The sequence below is a fragment of the Actinomadura chibensis NBRC 106107 genome (assembly GCF_001552135.1).
Classification (GTDB): domain Bacteria; phylum Actinomycetota; class Actinomycetes; order Streptosporangiales; family Streptosporangiaceae; genus Spirillospora; species Spirillospora chibensis.
Genome location: NZ_BCQP01000030.1, coordinates 67183 through 84371, shown reverse-complemented (window position 1 = coordinate 84371; position 17189 = coordinate 67183). Strand labels below are relative to the sequence as shown.

The following is a 17189-nucleotide window of genomic DNA, read 5'->3' as shown; positions in this document are numbered from 1 at the left end:
CCCTGGCAGCGTCAGCGTCTGATGCAGCGGGCTGGTCTCGAGCCCCTAGGCGAAGCTCGGTCATCGAGACGAAGGCGCTGTGATGCATGCCCTCGATGCGGTCAGCCAGGACCGCCACGGCGTCTGTTCCCTTGTACGGGCCGGCCTTGGCCTTGTACAGGCGAAGCTCGCTCAGCATGTCCCGCGCAACAGCAGTGGCAACAAGTCCCCGTTGATCGAACCGAGAGATGCCGATGGCTCCCTCGGCCACTACGGCTACAGCCCCCAAGAGCGCCATGACCCACCGTGGAGCTGCCGTCGCAGCGGTAACTGGGACCGCCGCCGAGCAGGTGATAGCCGTCATCCGGCCAGCAGCGAACCACCGACGCCAGCGCCGACCGGTATGCATCAGCTGATGGGTGAACTCTGTGATGTCCTCGACATAACTACGCCCTGGCTGTTCCACAATCCAACGGTGTATCCATCACCACCCGCTACACCACCGACGCCCCAGTCCAAAAGTGGCCGCGAAAAGGCGATCCGCGCCGAACTGACCGACTGGCGGGTCTGGCATCCATTGCCCCCCGAGCGTCCGACCGCGCTGGCCGAGGCGGTCCGCGCCGGGCGGCTCGCCGCGCGCACGGTGATCTGGCTGAACGAGGCCCAGTTCTACTTGCAGGCTGTCGGCGGGGAAGAGTGACGACCGAATTGCAGGCGCTGCTGGCCGACCCCGCACGCGGGCTGGTGCTGGGATCGATGTGGCCCGGCTTCCGGGCTGCGCTGACCGATGTTCCCGCAAGTCCTTCAGGGCCCGATCCGCACCGTGCCGCGCGGACCCCTGCTCGGGCAGGCCGCGTCCGTCACCGCACCGTCAGGGTTCACCGACGAGCAGCTCACCGACCTGGCCACGATCATCGGCACCAACCCGCGGCTGCGCACCGCGGCCGATCAGGCCCACGGCGGGCGGCTCACCCAGGAGTTGGCAGGCGGCCCCGAGTTGCTGCGCCGCTACGAGCAGACGAGCCCGGCGCGGGCTGTGCTGCGGGCGGCGATGGACGCTCGCCGCCTGGGCCACAGCCTGTTCCTGCCCGAACCGCTGTACACGACGCCGCCCCCGGCTACCTCGATGAGGACGAATGGGACCAGGTCGGCGGCACCGCCTGGTTCCCGACCGCGCTGGACGAACTCGCCTCCCAACATCGGCGCCTGCCCGGCGCGCTGGTCGAGCACCAGCCCCGCCCAGGTGACCCTCGCGCTCCCCATGCGCTGTACCGGCTTGCCGACTACCTTGAACAACACGCCCATACAGAACGCGCCCGCTCTACCAGCGGGCTGCCAACACCGGAAACACCGAGGCGATGGCGCACCTTGCTCCGCTTCTAGAAGCGGCCGGTGATACCCAGGGCGCTGAACGGCTCGCCCAGCAGGCCACCGACGCCGGAAACACCACAGCGGACAGGGGGCCTGGCCATAGCGCATGCGAAGGAAAGTGATCACGGAGTCACCGAACGTCTTTACCAGCAGGCCACCGACGCCGGAAACGCCGACGCAATGGCACGCCTTGCCTCACTTCGAGAATGGACTGGTGATCCCCAGGGCGCTGAACGGCTCGCCTTCTATGCCGCCCACGCCGGCAACGCCAAACCGCTGATGGGCCTAGCCCAGGAGCGCGAAAGAACGGGCGATTTCCGAAACGCTAAAAGGCTTGCCCTCCAGGCTGTCGACGCCGGGTACCCCTACGCACTACTTAGCCTTGCCCGAACACGGGAGAAAGCCGGTGACCGCCAGGGCACTCAACTCCGCCGCTTCGGCCTGACCGCCGCCGGAGAAGTTGAGGAACCCTGGACCTGAACGCCGACCGCAGGCCGGAAGCTCCCCAGAAACGCTCTTGGAATCCCGTCTCCGACTTCCTCGTCCTTGTCGACCTCGGGTTTGAGATCGAGCCACACCTCGCCGCGGCGAAGACAGTGACCGGCTTGGCTCGGCGGCCTACACGGACGGTTCACAACTCTCCGGAGGAGAATGCACTGACAAGCACGATCGGTGACTTGGCCGAATGACAGATACTCGTCTACAGAGCTATTGACACTCTCCGTGACAATCCATCACATACCATCAGGCCATGCGTTTGGCATGTCTAACAGGCCGAAGCAACCGCCTCCATCGCGCCTTCCCGAGATCATCCCGAGTCCGTCCGACCAACCGTCGACTCTCCGGACTTCGCGCCCGCGCCGTCTTCGCGTCCCCGGCATTCTTCCGGCCCCTCGTCACGTACGCGCGCCGCCGATGTCATCGACCAGGACGGCCAGCCCGAACTCCGGCGCACAACGCCTCCAACGCAGTGGGCCAGTCATCATGCCCAGGGCGACGCGGCAAGCTTCAACGCCTCGCCCTGCCACCGGCGAACGACCTGCCTGTTCTCAGCAGGCGGCGCCGAAGATGACCCTCTCGCCTCAACAAGCGAAGTGCGTGCGCAGGGCGCCTCAGCGCCTCCGACCTACGGTCTTGGAAGCGGCAGGGTGCTTATGATGATCTGCACGACCGCCCGGTCGGGGTGTGACGTGCCGCAGCGAGGTCGCAGCGGCGGAGCCCCGGCCTCGCCGCTCCCCGCTTCCGTCCCCTCATGACACGGTCCCGGCAGCCGAACCACCAAGAACGACGCCGGGACCGCGGCCCCTTCAAAGGAGCGCCTCCTACGATGGCACACCGACAACCGAACTGGCTCACCGTCAGGCAAATCCTGGACGACCTGGACATCCCCCGCCGGACCTGGCAGCAATGGCGTGCGCTGGGCCGCACTCCCCCGTGCAAACGCCTACCCAACGGCGAACTGCGGATCCGACGCACCGACTACGAGTCCTGGCTCGACTCCCTTGAGGAGGTCGACGTCAGGTGAGCATGAGCCACGATGTCACGATCTACAAGATCAATTACCGCGAGGGCAAGGAGCATCCCTATGGGGTGCGCTGGAAGGTCAGGAACAAGCGCCACTCACGGTGGTATCAGACCGAGGCCCTGGCCGACAGCGAACGGTCGGCGCTGATCCAGGCCGCTCGACGGGGCGAGGGTTTCGACGTCGAGAGCGGGTGGCCGGAGAGCAAGCTCCGCGAGATGTGCAATGTCCCGTGGTTCCAGCACGCGGTCGAGTACATCGACGAGAAATGGCCCGCGGCCTCTGCCAACCACCGGGTCTCCATGGTCGAGACGCTGGTCACGGTGACCGCCGCTCTGGTCGCCGGGAAGCGGGGAGAACCGGACCCGGACGTGTTGAGGCGCGCGCTGCGGAACTGGGCGTTCAATCCCCGAAAGCGCGACGAGCCGCGCTCGGCGCAGACCGATGCGGCACTGCGGTGGGTGGCCAAGGCCACCCCCGCCGTCTCCGACCTCGCCGACCACGATGTGCTGCGGACGCTGCTGGACGCCTGCGCCAAGAACCTGGATGGCACCCCTTCGGCCCCGGCCTACTTCAGCCGCAGACGCCGGGTTCTCTCCAACGCGCTCAGATACGCGGTCAGCAGGAAACGTCTGGGCAGCAATCCTCTTCACGATGAAAGCCTGCATTGGGAGCCGCCGCGAAGGGACGAGGAGGACGAGGAGGTCGATCCCCGGGTCGTCGGCAGCCCTGAACAGATGCGTCTGATGCTGACCGCGATCGGCAAGGTCGGTAGGACCCAGGCCCGCGGTTCGTCGCGTTCTTCGCGTGCCTGTACTTCGCAATGCTGCGCCCCTCGGAGGCGATCGGCCTCCGAAAGCAGGACTGCGTCCTGCCGGCCACCGGCTGGGGGCGGCTCCTTGTCTCCAAGACGGCGCCCTCCACGGGCAAGGCATGGACCGACAGCGGCCAGGTCCACGAAGAGCGGGGCTTGAAGGGGCGCAGCCGCAAGACCGTGCGTCCGGTTCCGATCCCTCCGGAACTGGTCGCGATCCTCAGGTATCACATCGACGTGTTCGGGGTCGCGAAGGACGGCCGCCTCTTCCGGAGCGTCAACGGCAACATCATCCAGCCGTCGACGTACTGGCGGGTCTGGCAGCGGGCGCGCGAGATCGGGCTCACCCCCGAGGAGCGGGACTCGCCTCTGATGAGGCGGCCCTACGACCTTCGTCACGGCGGGGTGTCGGTGAGGCTCTACGCGGGGATTCCTCCCACCCAGGTCGCCGAATGGGCCGGGCACAGCCCGGAGGTGCTGCAGAAGATCTACGCCAAGGTCGTCGCCGGCTTCGAGGACGTCTGGCTCGATCGGCTCGACGCGGTGCTGGCCCGCTCCCCGAGGTCCTCATCGAGGTCGGGTACCGAGCGGGTACCGAGGGGCCCTAGGACCCCCTATCTCCGCAGCTCAACGAAGTTTACGAACAGGGCCTCCGGAGCCGTGTGCGCAGGTTCGAATCCTGCAGGGGGCGCACCACAACGAACAGCCGGTTCCCGCGCTTGACCTGCGGAAACCGGCTCTCTTCGTTCATGGGCCAGGTGACATCAGATGCCACCACGGGACGCGGAATGCCACGGAACGTGTTCCATTTGTGTTCCAGGATCTAGCCGCCGAGGGCGTCGTCGATGGCCCCTCCCACAGGCTGTCCAGACCGGCGACGACCTTGGCGTAGATCCTGAGCAGAACCTCAACGCTGTGTCCCGCCCACGCGGCGACCTGAGTAGGCGGGACGCCAGCGTTGAGCCGTAGCGAGACGCCAGCGTGGCGGAGGTCGTACGGGCGCCGGGCCAGGTCCGATGCGACCTCGGCAGGCGTGAGCGCCAGCTCACGCGCCATGTGCCAGGTCTGGCCGTAGCCGGAGGGGAGCAGCACTCCCCCGCGTTCGGTGCGGAACAACCGGCCGTCTGGGGCTATGCCGTGCTGGGTGATGTGGTCTCGCAGAATCCGGACGAGTTGCGGCGGAATCGGTACAGGACGCTTGGCCTTGCGGCTGCGTCCTTTCAGCCCGCGGTCATCGTGGTATTCGCCGGAGTCTGTCCATTCGGTTCCGACCGAAGGCTTGGAACCGGCGAGCATCAGCCGTCCCCATCCCATCGAGGGAAGCTCGCAATCATCTTCCCGCAGAGACACAACCTCGCCGGGGCGCATCATCGCGTAGTAGATGCAGGCGTAGAACGCCACCAGTCGAGGGCCTCGCCGAGGTCCGGCGTAGCTGACTGCCGTAAGAAGTTCCTCCATTTGGCGGGGAGAGGGGACGGCCGCCGGGTCTACTTCTTCCCACACCTCGTCGTCTTCTATTGGCTTCCAGTCGAGTCCGTCGATGGGGTTGACGGTGAGGCGTTTTCGTTGGACGGCGTACTTGAGCACGTTGTAGAGCACACGGCGGCGTCGCGTGTAATAGCTCGGAGAGGCGGCGGTACCGTCCAGCTTGCGAGCGCACGCGCCTAGGGCGAGCGTGATGCCCTCAAACTCGGCGAGGTGAGCGAGCGGTACCGATGCCCTACTAGCCCAGCTGAGTGCAGCGGCCACCTCGGCGGGGCGGTCGGTTTCGCGTCGTGCCTTGTTGTACTCCCAGCGGCGTAGCGCGTTCCGCAGTGTCTCGGAGTCCGGTGCGCCCTTGTGGCTGGTCGTGAGGGCTACTGTGACGGCGGTGAGCGTTTCAGCGATCGAAATCCGCTGTTTGGCGGACACCTTGTCCCAGCGGTCGTCTACGTAGTCCCGCGCGTGCCTGTACCAGGTCACAGAAAGCGCGGCGCGAATCATGGATTCAGGTAGGCCGCTGTCGATGTCGAATGCCTCACCGCGCCGCGCCGCTTGGATGAGTTCCGATTTATAGCTGGCTGCGAGTTCTTGTGTGGTGAACGGCCTGGTTTGGACTTTGCCGCCCACGCGCCAGCGCAGGACGTAGGGGCGTTTCCTGCCCTTCTTAACGGTGACGTTCCAGAATCGGACGTCGTAACTCTTGTTCACGCGGCCCTCTCTTCCAGGCTAGAGAGCCAGTTCTCGAAATCCACGCGGCGGACCCGAAGCTTGCGGTTCGGCAGGACCGTGCAGGGCGGCGTCTTACCGAGGGCGCGCCACCGCTGCCACGTGCGGCGCGTGATGTCGAGTTCTTCGAGGATTTCGGGAACTGTGATCCACGTTCTTGACCTCTTGGCCATCGGTGGCTTTCACCTCATCGCTGCGAGCGTGACCGGTTGGGTTCGGGGTTGGTTCCGGCGGCGGGCTTGGTGGCTTGTGCGCCGGGGTGGGTGTGGTGGTTGGGCGAGGGGTAGCCGTCCCAGCCGTCCCAGGGTCATTTGTGCTGGTGAGGCTGGGACGGCTTGCGCGGGTGGGACGGCTTAGCCGTCCCAGGGTTTCAAGCCGTCCCGCGTTGACCTGCGATGACGAGGCTGGGACGGCTGGGACGGCTACCCCTGGCGGCCGGGGTGTTCTCGTCCTCGGGTCGGGTGGGTTGGGGGCAGTAGCGGGCCCATGCGTCGGTGAAGTCGGCGCGCTGGTAGCCCTTGGCCTGGGTGCCGTCCAGGAACCGGATGTTGCTGGAGCGGATCTCGTATTCGCGCAGGATGGTGCCGAGTTTCATGGCGGTCAGCCCGTTGGGCCCGTAGTCGCACCACGGGGCTTCGGGGTCGGTCTTGAGTCGGTCAAGGAGAACGGCGGTCGGTAGGGCCGGGTCGGCGCCGAACGCGGTGCGGCAGTCGGTGAGCAGCCGCAGCCGGGTGGACATCTGGCCGTTGTCGTCGGCCTCGGCGGTCAGGGCCAGGACGGCGGCGCGGGCGCGGTCGGGCCACTGTCCGCCCGCGTAGTCGGCGACGGTGACGAGGGGTTCCCAGGTGTCGGCGGCGCGGTCTTCGACCGGCATGGGCGGTTCGGCGGCTTCCAGTGTCGGCAGGTCGGCGCGCAGCCAGCGCGACAGGTCGGCGGCGAGGTGGCGGAGCGGCGGCCGGTCGCGGCGGTGCCGGAACGGCGCGACGGTTTCGCCGGGTGCGCGGCGGCGCATACGGACGACCACGGCGCGGTCTTCGATGGTGTCGGGCATGGCGCCGATTCCGGCGAGTGCGGCCATGGCGAAGGTGGGGATGGATTCGACGCGGTTGGAGTTGGCGTCGTAGCGCTTGGCCGGGCGGTTGCGTTGATGCCCGGCGTTGAGCAGTCCGCGTAGGTCTTCGTTTCCTTCGGCTTTGGCGCCGAAGATGGTGTCGGCCTCGTCCACTAGCAGGGTGGGCGGGTCGTCGGTGATGGAGCGGTAGACCGCGGCCGGGGAGGAATTGACGGTGATGAACGGGGCGTGGCATGTCGCCTCCACCACGTCCAGCAGCCGGGACTTGCCGCACCGCTTCTCCGGTGCGCGGATCACCAGCCGGGGCGCGTGCGGCCACGCCGGTTGAGCGTGGGTCGCGGCGATCCACAGTGTGACGGCATCGGCGGCTTGCGGGGACGGCAGGATCACATACCGGGTCAGCGCGCCGCGCAGCCTGTTCAGCAGGGCCGCGCCGTCCAGATCGGCGGGCGGGTCGGCGGCGTCGGTGCCGCCGGGGTGGCGGGGTTGGTCGGCGGGTGTGGTCATGCGGGGTTCCCCCTGGTGATGGTGCGTGGGTTGCGAGCCCCCGCGGCCAGCGCGGATCGGATGGTGGCGCGGGCGTCGGCGGGTGTGAAGGCGGTGGGGCCAGTGCAGAAGTGGACGGAGGCGGCCTCGAATAGCACGGACGCGGCCAAGTCGGCGTCTAGGGCGCCGGTGGCGGTCAGGCGGCCGAGGTTGTAGGCGGCTTTGTTGAGCGCGTGGTTGCGGCCACCCGTGACCGCTGCGGTGACGCGCGCCGCTTCTCCCTTGAGTGCCGCTTGGACGTAGGCGGGCAGGTCCGCCACGGTCCCGGCGACAGGCGAGGCACTCAAGGGCGGAGCGGGGCGCGGGGCGGGGGTGAGCAGCCGGGCCAGCCATTGCGGCAGCGGGGCCGGGGCCGCCGGGTTGGCGACCTGGTAGGGCCCGGTGCCGTCCGGCAGATCTACGAAGCTTCCCGGGGCGAGGACGTAGCCACCGGCGGCGCGGGTGTCGACCAGCCAGCCCAACCCGGTGGCGTGCCGCCCTGAGGTGTTGCGCAGTTCAGTGCCGGGCGGGGTGGTGAAGTACAGGTGGGTTCCGCCGCGGCGGGTGGTCACGGTGAAGGTGTCGAGGGGGGAACGCCTCGCCGTGTCGTTCGGCGAGCACGGCCAGCACATCGGCGCCCTCGTTCACCCCCGGCAGCGCCCAGGCGGCGGGCGGGTGCTCGCCGGGCTTGGGGGTGTCCAGGTCGACCACCACCAGCTCGGAGGGGCCGCACGCTATCGCGATGTTGAACGCCGGGCCGCGGCCCCAGAAGGCGCGGATCCGGGCCGGGTCGGTGGTGGCGTGGGCTTCCCAGTCGGTGAACCGGGGCAGGGGCCGCTTGTCGCCGGGACGCAGCGGGAACACGTGCCAGCCGCGCGCCGCGCACGCCAGCGCGGCGGCAGCGGTGTGCATGGTCCTGCCCGTAGCTCGGGTGGCGGTCATGCGGCCTCACCGTCCAACCCCAGGGCGCTGGACGAGCGCCCAGCGTTGTCCCGGGCACCACGGGTGGCGTACCGCATGACCGCTTCGGCGCACGTCTTGTGGCAGGGGTGGCCGTGCTCGTCGCGGCAGAACGCGCCCCTTCCGCAGTGCGCGCACGGCAGGCGGCGTCCGCCTCCCCAGTGCACGGCCGAGCGCCAGTTCAGGCCAGTAGGCGGGCGAGTCATGCCCCACCCCCAGGCGTGGCGGTGGCGCAGGCCCCGCCCGGTGACGTGTCGGTTTGGGTGGTGAAGGCGCGGGCGTGTTCGGGGCTCAGCAGTCCTTGAGCGGCCCATTGCTGGAATAGGTCGGTCTGTCCCTGCTGGGGTTCGGGGCAGCCCGAGCACAGCCGTCCGGCCACCGTGCCGGGCTTGACCGTGCTACCGGTGGGGGGTTTGCGGCCCCACCGGCAGTTGGTGATGCCCAGGTCGGCGGCCTTCTTCTCCAGGGATCGGATGCGGTAGGCGGTGCGGGGGTAGAAGAATTCGATTTCTTCCAGTTCACCGGGTTTGGCGTAGGAGCCGCACAGGCATTCGGCGGACATGTGCAGGTGGTCGGTGACCTCGTTGCGCGGCAGACCGAACCGGCGTTTGTACTCGGCCATTTGGGTGTTGGTGAAGTGCACGATGGGCGAGCACCACACGATGCCGCCTTGCGGGTCGATCTCTTGGGCGTTGCGGAACCGGCGGTCAGACTCGCCCCACCGCATCCCCGCCAGGTACAGCACCTTGCGCGACCTGCCCGACCGGCCAAGGATCGCGGCGCGGTTGCGCTGCAACGGCTCGTCCTTCAACCGGCGATACATCACCTTGTGTCCGGCCGGACCGGGGAACCCCACCCACACCTGCCGTTTGCCCGCATTGGGTCCAGTACGGGCGATGACCTTGCCGAGAACGAGGTCTTCGTAGGAGTCGCGGGGGTGCAGCTCCCGCAGCGGCAGTCCCCAGGCGGCGGCGGTGTCGCGGACGTATTGGCGGGTGTCCTCGATCCCGATGCCGGTGTTGACGTGCACCAGGGCGTCATCGGGTGAGGAGTCCAGATAGCCGCGCACCAGATGCGCCAGGACGGTGGAGTCGTTACCGCCCGATATCAGCGCTTGCCGCGCCACGATCGGGTACCGGTCCAGGGCTTCGGCGATGATGTCATGGCTGCGCGCAATGGCCTCGTCCAAGGTGCGGGCGGGTGGCGGCGCGTCGGCCTTGGCGGGCTGCCCGCCGACCGTGTCGGGCATCCCGGGCAGCATCGCCGGGGCAGTGATCCGGCGTCCCATCACGCCTCCCCAGGCAGCACGATGAGCGCCTGACCGCGCGGCAGTGGCATCACCGCGACCACGGGCACGGTGCCGATGCCGCGGACATAGATCGCGTTCCCTCGGCGCAACTCGGCGGTCCTTCGGGTCACCGGTGCGACGGGCTTGGCGGGGCGCGTCATGCGGGGTCACCGTCGTGCCGGTCGCGCTTGGTGCGCGGCCAGACCGGCGCCCAGTCCGACAGGTCCTCATTGCCAGGCGTGATGACGATCCCTTCGGGGGTGAGCACGAACTCGTGCCCGTGCTCACACGTCCACAGGTCGCCGAGGGTGTCGGGGGCGAGCGCGGCCCAGCAGGTGACGTCGGTGCGGCAGTGCGGGCAGTCGGGGCCGTCCAGCACGGGCCAGCGGACGGCGGGGATGGCGAAGTCGGCGGGGCAGGCGTGGCAGCGCCAGACGTTGACCTCGGCGCCGGTCGCCATGGTGGCGGGGCTGATCCATGCCACGTCGGTGGGGCGTTGGCAGGTGGGGCAGTCGGGCGCGGCCAGCATGGGCCATTGCTCGACAGGCGGAAGTTCGGAGGGGTTGTGCGTCATGATGGACGTACCTCCATTTCGCGAGTCCTCGTTGGGGCGCGTGAACGGTTGGGTAGGGCGGTCCGGCGGCGTGCTTGGTGGCTTGTGCGTCGGGCCGCCCGTTTGTCTGTCGGGCGGTCGGCGGCGCCGCCGGGGCTGGGCGGCTGGTTAACGGCGGTTGCGGTCGACGTTCTTGAGGTGGGTCCAGACGCGGCGGCCGGTGCGCAGTTGCGCACCGCGGCCTTTGCAGCGGTTGCAGTAGCGCCAGGTGCGGCCGGATGGGGAGCGGAAGCGCCCGGCGCCGTCGCATTTGCGGCAGGCCCGATATGGCCAGATGACGCAGTGGGCGAGGTAGGCGGCGGCGCCGAGGGTGGCGAGCAGGAGCCATGCGGCGGACGGGTGGGCGGTGTGGCTAGCAGCGGCGAGCAGGGGGCTCACAAGTGGCCTCCAGGGCGGTTTGGGCGGTTGTCGCAGGTGGCGGGTCTAGGCGCTAGATCACTGGTCAGACGGCCGATGGGTGTCTAGAGAGGCCTCTAGGTCTAGAGGTGGCGGCCTCTAGACCTAGAGGCGCGGCGGCGGTCTACCGGGCGGTGCGGCGGGTGGCGTTCAGGGCGTCGGTGATGTGGTCGCGGTGGACGCCCTTGAGGTTGCGGCCCTTGCCGGTTTCGTCCTGTCCCCAAACCTGCGGTGTGCCGATTCCGTAGGGCTTGAGCGCGGCGGCGAGCTGGCGTGCCTTGCCGGTCGGGTCGAGGTCGCTCCACGGGCCGTAGACAGCCGGGCGGAGTTCGGCGAGGCGGTCGACCAGCACTTGGGAGTGCACCTTGGCCTCGCCGGGCGCCATGACGGCGGCGAGGTCTTCCAGCAGGGACGCGCCGTCGTCGGCGGCCGGTGCGGTGTCCTCCCCGATGGCGTGGCCAGTGAGGGTGCCAGCGGCCTTGCGCAGCGCGCGGGCGCGGTCGGCGATGCGGTCGGCGGCGGGGTTGTCGATGTAGTAGCTGCGGACGATCTGCGGGTCGTCGGCCTCGCCTGCCAGGTAGCCGATGCCCTTGTCCTTCTTGGTGAAGGTGGTGGCGCGGATCCCGTTCTTGTACATCGAGGTGCCCAGGATCATGTCGTTCTCGGTCTGGCCCATGACCTTCAGGCAGAACCGCAGCCCCACGTTCGCCGAGACACCAGTCGGCAACGAGTCCTTGTCCGGCCGCTGGGTGGCCAGCAGCAGGATCACGCCCAGGGCGCGGCCGAGTTTGATGATGTCGATGGCCAGCCGGGCGGCCTCGTCACCAAAGTCGGGGTGGGCGAACAGGTTCTGGCACTCGTCCAGGATGAACACCGACGGGAACAGGCCCAGCGACCGCTTGGCGGCCAGTTCCGGAGTGACCTTGTTCTCCGGACAGATGTCCTTGGGCAGCTTGCGAATCGCCTTGGCGCGCCGCTCCAGGTCCTTGCGCAGCTCGCGCAGCGCGGCCAGGCACTCGGCGAGGGTGTCGTCATCCTGCCCGGATCCATACTGGTGGGCGACCTTCTCCAGGCCCGACAGGTCACCGGTGCCCTTGAGTTCGTAGACGCGCAGTTCGGCAGACGGGTCCAGGGCGGCGGCCAGGGCCAGCACGCGCATCGCGAACGTCTTGCCCATGCCGGGCATCGCCCCGATCAGGGCGTTGGCGTACATCAGTTCCACGGTGACCGGGCGTCCGCGCTGGTCGGTGCCGAACGGGACCGGCTTGAACAGGTCCACGCGGGCGGCGGTCTTGGCCAGCGGTCCGGCGACCGGCTTGACCTGGTTCATGTCCTGGTCACCGACCCACAGCACCAACCGCCCGGCGTGCTGGTCGTGCGCAGGTTCAGGCCACACGCACCCAAGGGGGCGGCGCAGACCGGAGGCGAGGCGATCGCGACGCTCCATGATGTCGGTCGCCGTCACCCCGTACGGCAAGTCGACCTCAGCGCGCCATCCGGGGCCGTCCCGCGTGATCGGGGCGGGGAAAGTGATCCCGGTCCCGCCCTTGCCGACCGCCTTGTTGATCTCGGCGTTACCGAGCGCGGCCAGCGCCCGCACCACGATCTCCGAGGTGAGCTTGGGCGCCTTGGTCGACACGACAGCGGTGTCCAGGATCCGGCGATCGGTCGGCGTCCCGATCCACCCCAGCAGCAGCACCAGCGCGGCCAGCACGGCGGTTTGGGTGACGCCACCGGCAGCGACCACCGACATGGCAGCCAGCCCGGTACCGGCCAGCCCGGCGCCAGTGACGAGCATGCGGGCGCGGACGCGGTCGTTGCGCTCGCTCATCAACTTCAGGTACGCCTCGTCGTTGCGGCGGTCGATGGCGTGCGTGCGCAGCGGCCGCGACTCGATATCGAACGTCCACCGCCACGTGCCCACCACCACCCGGAACAGGCCGCGCGGGGAGCGTCCGGCCAGACGCAGCGAGTACAGCGGGATCCGGGCGGCGTGGTAGCCGGTGACGTGTCCGGCGTAGCCGACCGCCCACCGGATGGTGGCGCGGGCCTCGCTACGGTCGCGCAGCCATGGCGCGATGATCGGGCGGCGCTGCACACGCTCGCCGGACATCCGGCGGGCGCGCACATCCGGCCGGAACGTGTCGGGGCGGTCGACCAGCACGCGGCCCTCAAGCGCCTCCCCGTCGTCAGCGGCCGGGACCGGCGCGGGCGGGGTGCCGTCCGGGATGCCGTCGCCGATGCCGTCCGATCCGGTGGCCGGGGCATCGAGGGCGTGCGCGGTGTCGGGATCGGCAGTGTGGTCGGCGTGCTTGACGGGCAGGCGGACGACCTCGCCCATGGCCTTGGCGTGATTCATCGTGCGTTCTCTCCCTCGGCGAACGGCGCCGCGGCCATGCCCTCGGCGGCCGGACTGTCGGCGGGGTCAGGGGGTGCTTCGGTCTTGAGGCGACCCAACAGGCCACCGACGCGCGCGTTGCCCGCGCTCTGTCCGGCCGCGCGGAGCCGGGCGGCCAAGGTGTTGCGGGTCAGCGGTTCACCGGACGCGGCCAGGTCGGCGGCGATTTGACGGCCGAGTGGCAACAGATCGTCCACATCCGGCGGCGGCGCGGTCTTGGTGGACCGGGTCCGGGACCGGCGGCCGGACGGTCCGCGCTTGCGTCCACCGGACCGGGGCCCAGTGGTCCGCGTCCGGGGCCGGGACGGGCCTCCGGACGGCGCGCCGGACGGTCCGGCCACGGCCGGGGTGGACGGTCCGGTTTCCAGCGCGGGACGGTCCGCGCCGGGTCCGGCGAACGCCACCCCGGACAGTGCGCCCGGCGGCTCGGCCTCGGGCCGGTCAGCGGTCAGCACGGCGGGCGTGGGGACGAGTTCGCCGAGCCGGTACAGGGCGCGGACCCGCCGGGGTGCCTTGCGGCGCCAGGCCCACCGGCCGTAGGTGTCCTGCAGGTCGGTCAGGGCCAGGACGCGGTCGCGTTCACGGGCCAGGGCGTCAGGGTAGGAGCGGATCTCCCACAGCACCATCCGCCGCCACAACTTGGCCGTGGGCCAGGGGGCCAGCAGCCATCGGGACGCGCGGATGCTGTCGATGCGGGTTCCGGCGGCCAGCCCGGCGCGGATCCGGATCACGTGCGCAGCGATCTCCACCGCCACCACCCACAGCGCGGGAAGCACCGCATGCGCGACCTTCCCGAACACGCCATCCTCGGTCGCGATGTTGAGGTACACGGTCGCGGCGGTCAGCGCCCACGGGATGAACCGCAGCCACCGAATCCGCATGTCCAGGCGGGCCAGCACGATGTCCAGGGCGGCGAAGATCGCAATGCCCAGGTCGATACCGAGCGGCACCGTGAACGCCAGCCGCCCGAACGACGGCGCCGCCGCCCCGACCACGGCAGCGAAACTGTTCACAAACCCCAGCAAGCCCAGCACCGCCACCAGCGCGGCGACCACCGCGACCGCGGAGAACTCGCTACTGGTCAACGCACGCCCCCGCGCATCGCCGGGCGAGACGTCGCTTTCAGCTGGGCGCGACGTCTCGCCCGCCGCGGCGGTGGCACCGTCAAGCGTGGTGGGCATGGTCGGCGGGGTGTCGTCGGGGATGATCGGTCGGGGTGTGGTGGTCTCGGCGGCGTGCAGGGTGGTGGCGGTCATGCCGCGGTCACCTCCGTGGTCTCGGCGCGTTCACGGTCGGCGCAGTCGAGGCAGGTGCCCAGGTGGCGGGGCAGGACGTATCCGGCGTCGCGTCCGCCGGCGGTGCCATCTGCCACGGCCAGGTGGGGATCCCGTACCGGGCGCCGGTCGGGTCGAAGAACCGGGCGAGGCTGCGGCGGCGAGTCATGAGGTCACCCCCGCCCGGCTCACCGCGTAGCCGGGACGGTGCACGGTGACCAGGTGCCAGCCCTCGGCGCGCAGCGACCGGTAGATCACCCGACCGGCGACCGCGATCACCGCCACCGCCGTCACCACGGCCACCGCCACGACCGGCACCGGGTGCGCGAAAGCCAGCACCCCACCGGCCGCGGCCAGCCGCAGCGGCGAACTGCACAGCCACCGCACCGTCACCACCAGCACGGCCGAAAAGAACAGGAGCGCGGTCACCACGCCACCCCCGCCCAGCCGTCGTCGCCTTCGCCGTCGTGGTCGGTGTCGAGGGTGGTGCCGTGGTCGGGGCAGATGCCGTACTCCAGCGGGAGGCCGCACACCCCGTCCTCACCGTCCGGGTCGGGAATCCCGCACACCGGCCTCACCAGTCGCCTACCACCCCGGGCGGTCGCCTCCGAGCTGTCGAGAGCGGCCAGCACCGGCACCAGACGCTCGTGCAGCAGCCGGGCCAGCCGCTTCACCGACGCTTTGGCGTCAGTGACGGTCAGCCGGGCGGGCGCGTCGGCCGGGACGTACAGGTCGGCGGCGGGCAGGTGGAACAGCACCTCGGCGCTGGTCAGCAGCGCCGGGGCGTGGGCCAGGGCGGCGTCGTCGGGGGTGTGGTAGCCGCGGTTCCACCGGTCGCCGCGGTCCCAGTCGCCGAACCCCCGCAGCCCGGCCAGCGGAGCGGGGCGCGGCGCCGCGACCCGCACCCGGGCGATCAGCGCGGGGGCGTGGTCGCTGTGGGCGAGGGTCACCGACTGGATCCGCTCGGCCGTCCAAGACAGGTACGGCGGTGCCATGGTCGGGGAGGTCGCCACCTGCCACGCGGCGGCGGCGAACACCACCGGGTCATCGGTCACCGGCGCGTCGCCGTCCCACGGCGCGAACAGCCTCGGGTTGCGGCGAAGGTAGACGCCGTACCGGGACACCCCGTCCGAGGCGCGGTCACGGTCGTCGGCGTCGTCGTAGACGAACAGCGGGCCGGTGTTGAGCGCGGTCACTTCTTGCCGCCCTTCTGGGACTTGTCGTAGGCGTCCCGGACGGACTTGGGCTCACCCTTAGGCCAGGTCGAGGACTTGCCGGAGGTCGCGGAGTCGGCCATGGTGGAATCTCCTTCTTTGAAGGGCCCGGGACGCCTGTTGCTGTGGAAGGTGCTGGCGTCCCGGGCACGAACAGGTCAGTGCGGGTCGGTGACCGGGTCGGCGCCCGGCGGCGGGGTGTCGAAGACGATGTCGAAGTAGAGCGAGACCAGCGCCGAGTTCCACGACGCGGGTAGTGCCGGGAGGTCTCCAGCACGGTGACCACGCGGCCGATGCGGACGGCGGCGGTGTCAACCTCGGCGGGCAGACCGGTCAAGCGGATCCTCACCACGGGGCCACCCCCAGCGAAGCCAGCAGGGACGCGATGAACAGCCAGCCGATGTGCCAGGACTGATCCAGGGCGTAGGCGCCGGTCCCGGTCGGAGCGGCGGCGCCGTCGCCGAGCCGGGCGAACTCGCCCTTGCCCGGCGCCACGGTGCGGCCCAACCAGTCCGCCAGCCTCAGCAGCGTGAACCGCCGATCCGCCCAGTAGTGCGAGACGCCATCGGCCACCAGCGCGACCGCGGCGGCGTAGGGGTTGACCGGCAGGCCCAGCACCACGGCGGCGAGGGTGACCGCGGCGGCCTTGACGGCGGTCAGGACCGCGACGTGCCGGACACACAGCACCCGGCCCCGCCAGCTCGGCGCGCCCTTGCCGCACGCCTGCCCGTGCGTCTGCAACCAGTGGTCCCCCACCTCATGCGCGGCATACAGCGCGACGAACACCGCGGCGAACACGGTCGGGTCGCCGTGCATCACGCCACCTCCGTCAGCTCGTACATGGCGAACAGGGCGGCGAGCTGAACCGGGGTGAACCCGGCCCACACCGCGCCCTCGGGACGGATCCGCGTCGCCAGGTCCAGGCACTCGGCGCGCAGCGGGCACGACTCGCACACCTCCACCGCGACCAGCTCACGGGCCGCCCGCTCCTCCGGCGACTCGGCGCCGTCCGGACCGGTGTGCAACTCGGGGTCAAAACGACACTGCGCACCCTCAATCGGCTTGCCACGCAAGTCGACCTCGGCCAGCACGGCGAACGGGGACAGGGGACGGGACACGGGTACCTCGGCAGGGGTCGTGATCGGTTGGAAGGTGCGGCCCTCGGCGGCGTGCTTGGTGGCTTGTGCGCCGAGGGCCGACGTCTGCACGGGAAGGGCGGTCATCGCAGATCAGCCCAGCTCATCCATGAACGTCGCCAGACTGGCCAGCAACTGATTGATCGCGTGCGCCGCTTCCGCCGGGTTCTTGATCGCGAACGCCAGCGCGGCCAGCACCATCACGTAGCCGATGTACTGCGACAGGCCGGACTTCTGAGGGAACATCCGAGCACTCCTCACATCGAGCCATACGTCAAACGTTTGTCGTTTGTCGTAGTCTCGATTGTGCTCACCCTGGAGCCGTTGTCAAGAGACATCAGTCGTTTGTCGTTTGGCGTCCACTCTGGTTAGGTGGACCTAACACAACAGGCAGACAGCGGGTAGACAGTGAAAGGAGC

General features: G+C 69.7%; 21 protein-coding genes. 4 read left to right on the top strand and 17 right to left on the bottom strand.

Annotation, left to right across the window (positions count from 1 at the left end; genetic code table 11):
• Nucleotides 1-82 precede the first annotated feature (82 nt).
• Nucleotides 83-679: a hypothetical protein gene (locus ACH01S_RS46900; RefSeq protein WP_222869194.1), complete on the top strand. Its 597-nt coding sequence runs from the start codon at nt 83-85 to the stop codon at nt 677-679.
• A 308-nt stretch (nt 680-987) separates the two neighbouring features.
• Here the strand turns inward: ACH01S_RS46900 and ACH01S_RS18355 are convergent, their stop codons facing one another.
• Nucleotides 988-1278 carry a hypothetical protein gene (locus ACH01S_RS18355; RefSeq protein ID WP_148344022.1) on the bottom strand — a complete coding sequence of 97 codons (291 nt, stop codon included), beginning with the start codon at nt 1276-1278 and terminating at the stop codon, nt 988-990.
• Nucleotides 1279-2677: 1399 nt separating this feature from the next.
• Between ACH01S_RS18355 and ACH01S_RS18350 the strand changes: the two genes are divergently transcribed.
• Genes ACH01S_RS18350 through ACH01S_RS45395 form a run of 3 tightly spaced genes read left to right on the top strand, consistent with a single transcriptional unit; the run spans nt 2678 to nt 4409 of the window.
• Nucleotides 2678-2875 (top strand): helix-turn-helix transcriptional regulator, encoded by a 198-nt coding sequence (locus ACH01S_RS18350; RefSeq protein ID WP_067892761.1) that lies wholly within the window; start codon nt 2678-2680, stop codon nt 2873-2875.
• Nucleotides 2872-3846, top strand: coding sequence for a hypothetical protein (locus tag ACH01S_RS45400; protein ID WP_218010307.1), 975 nt, complete (start codon nt 2872-2874; stop codon nt 3844-3846). Before ACH01S_RS18350 ends, ACH01S_RS45400 begins: the two co-directional genes overlap by 4 nt.
• Complete coding sequence (locus tag ACH01S_RS45395) at nt 3843-4409, top strand: site-specific integrase (RefSeq protein WP_218010306.1); 567 nt, start codon at nt 3843-3845, stop codon at nt 4407-4409. Before ACH01S_RS45400 ends, ACH01S_RS45395 begins: the two co-directional genes overlap by 4 nt.
• Before the next feature lie 24 nt (nt 4410-4433).
• Here ACH01S_RS45395 and ACH01S_RS42335 read toward each other — a convergent pair whose 3' ends face one another.
• The 16 genes from ACH01S_RS42335 to ACH01S_RS43620 all read right to left on the bottom strand — a co-directional run bounded on the left by ACH01S_RS42335 (nt 4434) and on the right by ACH01S_RS43620 (nt 17016).
• Nucleotides 4434-5876, bottom strand: coding sequence for a tyrosine-type recombinase/integrase (locus ACH01S_RS42335; RefSeq protein WP_174564894.1), 1443 nt, complete (start codon nt 5874-5876; stop codon nt 4434-4436).
• A complete protein-coding gene (locus tag ACH01S_RS18335; RefSeq protein ID WP_067892755.1) occupies nt 5873-6067 on the bottom strand; it encodes a helix-turn-helix transcriptional regulator in 195 nt (64 codons plus the stop codon). Before ACH01S_RS18335 ends, ACH01S_RS42335 begins: the two co-directional genes overlap by 4 nt.
• Before the next feature lie 197 nt (nt 6068-6264).
• Nucleotides 6265-7473, bottom strand: coding sequence for a DUF3631 domain-containing protein (locus ACH01S_RS18330; RefSeq protein WP_174564893.1), 1209 nt, complete (start codon nt 7471-7473; stop codon nt 6265-6267).
• Entirely contained in the window at nt 7470-8063 is a 594-nt protein-coding gene (locus ACH01S_RS46040; RefSeq protein ID WP_246236394.1) for a bifunctional DNA primase/polymerase, read from the bottom strand. Before ACH01S_RS46040 ends, ACH01S_RS18330 begins: the two co-directional genes overlap by 4 nt.
• A complete protein-coding gene (locus tag ACH01S_RS46035; protein WP_246236395.1) occupies nt 8008-8433 on the bottom strand; it encodes a bifunctional DNA primase/polymerase in 426 nt (141 codons plus the stop codon). The genes ACH01S_RS46040 and ACH01S_RS46035 overlap by 56 nt, the downstream gene beginning before the upstream one ends.
• 220 nt (nt 8434-8653) lie before the next feature.
• A complete protein-coding gene (locus ACH01S_RS18320; protein ID WP_067892753.1) occupies nt 8654-9739 on the bottom strand; it encodes a phosphoadenosine phosphosulfate reductase family protein in 1086 nt (361 codons plus the stop codon).
• On the bottom strand, nt 9739-9900 hold the full coding sequence (locus tag ACH01S_RS44450) for a hypothetical protein (protein WP_169809294.1): 162 nt from the start codon (nt 9898-9900) through the stop codon (nt 9739-9741). The genes ACH01S_RS18320 and ACH01S_RS44450 overlap by 1 nt, the downstream gene beginning before the upstream one ends.
• Nucleotides 9897-10313 carry a hypothetical protein gene (locus ACH01S_RS18315; protein WP_067892751.1) on the bottom strand — a complete coding sequence of 139 codons (417 nt, stop codon included), beginning with the start codon at nt 10311-10313 and terminating at the stop codon, nt 9897-9899. The genes ACH01S_RS44450 and ACH01S_RS18315 overlap by 4 nt, the downstream gene beginning before the upstream one ends.
• Before the next feature lie 147 nt (nt 10314-10460).
• Nucleotides 10461-10730 (bottom strand): hypothetical protein, encoded by a 270-nt coding sequence (locus ACH01S_RS18310; RefSeq protein WP_067892749.1) that lies wholly within the window; start codon nt 10728-10730, stop codon nt 10461-10463.
• Between the two features lie 142 nt (nt 10731-10872).
• On the bottom strand, nt 10873-13107 hold the full coding sequence (locus tag ACH01S_RS18305; protein ID WP_067892746.1) for an FtsK/SpoIIIE domain-containing protein: 2235 nt from the start codon (nt 13105-13107) through the stop codon (nt 10873-10875).
• Nucleotides 13104-14402 (bottom strand): DUF2637 domain-containing protein, encoded by a 1299-nt coding sequence (locus tag ACH01S_RS18300; protein ID WP_067892743.1) that lies wholly within the window; start codon nt 14400-14402, stop codon nt 13104-13106. The genes ACH01S_RS18305 and ACH01S_RS18300 overlap by 4 nt, the downstream gene beginning before the upstream one ends.
• 183 nt (nt 14403-14585) lie before the next feature.
• Nucleotides 14586-14849 (bottom strand): hypothetical protein, encoded by a 264-nt coding sequence (locus ACH01S_RS18295; RefSeq protein WP_148344023.1) that lies wholly within the window; start codon nt 14847-14849, stop codon nt 14586-14588.
• On the bottom strand, nt 14846-15616 hold the full coding sequence (locus ACH01S_RS18290) for a hypothetical protein (protein WP_067892739.1): 771 nt from the start codon (nt 15614-15616) through the stop codon (nt 14846-14848). Before ACH01S_RS18290 ends, ACH01S_RS18295 begins: the two co-directional genes overlap by 4 nt.
• 363 nt (nt 15617-15979) lie before the next feature.
• Nucleotides 15980-16450, bottom strand: coding sequence for a DUF3307 domain-containing protein (locus ACH01S_RS18285; RefSeq protein ID WP_067892738.1), 471 nt, complete (start codon nt 16448-16450; stop codon nt 15980-15982).
• Nucleotides 16450-16857: a WhiB family transcriptional regulator gene (locus ACH01S_RS18280; protein WP_067892736.1), complete on the bottom strand. Its 408-nt coding sequence runs from the start codon at nt 16855-16857 to the stop codon at nt 16450-16452. Before ACH01S_RS18280 ends, ACH01S_RS18285 begins: the two co-directional genes overlap by 1 nt.
• Nucleotides 16858-16863: 6 nt before the next feature.
• On the bottom strand, nt 16864-17016 hold the full coding sequence (locus ACH01S_RS43620) for a hypothetical protein (protein WP_157406293.1): 153 nt from the start codon (nt 17014-17016) through the stop codon (nt 16864-16866).
• Between the last annotated feature and the right edge of the window lie 173 nt (nt 17017-17189).

What these genes read in the sequence shown, in the direction of transcription:
- ACH01S_RS46900 (WP_222869194.1), top strand. Translation starts at nt 83, where the DNA reads ATGCATGCCCTCGATGCGGTCAGCCAGGACCGCCACGGCGTCTGTTCC.
- ACH01S_RS18350 (WP_067892761.1), top strand. Translation starts at nt 2,678, where the DNA reads ATGGCACACCGACAACCGAACTGGCTCACCGTCAGGCAAATCCTGGAC.
- ACH01S_RS18335 (WP_067892755.1), bottom strand. Translation starts at nt 6,067, where the DNA reads ATGGCCAAGAGGTCAAGAACGTGGATCACAGTTCCCGAAATCCTCGAA.
- ACH01S_RS18330 (WP_174564893.1), bottom strand. Translation starts at nt 7,473, where the DNA reads ATGACCACACCCGCCGACCAACCCCGCCACCCCGGCGGCACCGACGCC.
- ACH01S_RS46035 (WP_246236395.1), bottom strand. Translation starts at nt 8,433, where the DNA reads ATGACCGCCACCCGAGCTACGGGCAGGACCATGCACACCGCTGCCGCC.
- ACH01S_RS18320 (WP_067892753.1), bottom strand. Translation starts at nt 9,739, where the DNA reads ATGGGACGCCGGATCACTGCCCCGGCGATGCTGCCCGGGATGCCCGAC.
- ACH01S_RS44450 (WP_169809294.1), bottom strand. Translation starts at nt 9,900, where the DNA reads ATGACGCGCCCCGCCAAGCCCGTCGCACCGGTGACCCGAAGGACCGCC.
- ACH01S_RS18315 (WP_067892751.1), bottom strand. Translation starts at nt 10,313, where the DNA reads ATGACGCACAACCCCTCCGAACTTCCGCCTGTCGAGCAATGGCCCATG.
- ACH01S_RS18305 (WP_067892746.1), bottom strand. Translation starts at nt 13,107, where the DNA reads ATGAATCACGCCAAGGCCATGGGCGAGGTCGTCCGCCTGCCCGTCAAG.
- ACH01S_RS18300 (WP_067892743.1), bottom strand. Translation starts at nt 14,402, where the DNA reads ATGACCGCCACCACCCTGCACGCCGCCGAGACCACCACACCCCGACCG.
- ACH01S_RS18285 (WP_067892738.1), bottom strand. Translation starts at nt 16,450, where the DNA reads ATGCACGGCGACCCGACCGTGTTCGCCGCGGTGTTCGTCGCGCTGTAT.
- ACH01S_RS18280 (WP_067892736.1), bottom strand. Translation starts at nt 16,857, where the DNA reads ATGACCGCCCTTCCCGTGCAGACGTCGGCCCTCGGCGCACAAGCCACC.
- ACH01S_RS43620 (WP_157406293.1), bottom strand. Translation starts at nt 17,016, where the DNA reads ATGTTCCCTCAGAAGTCCGGCCTGTCGCAGTACATCGGCTACGTGATG.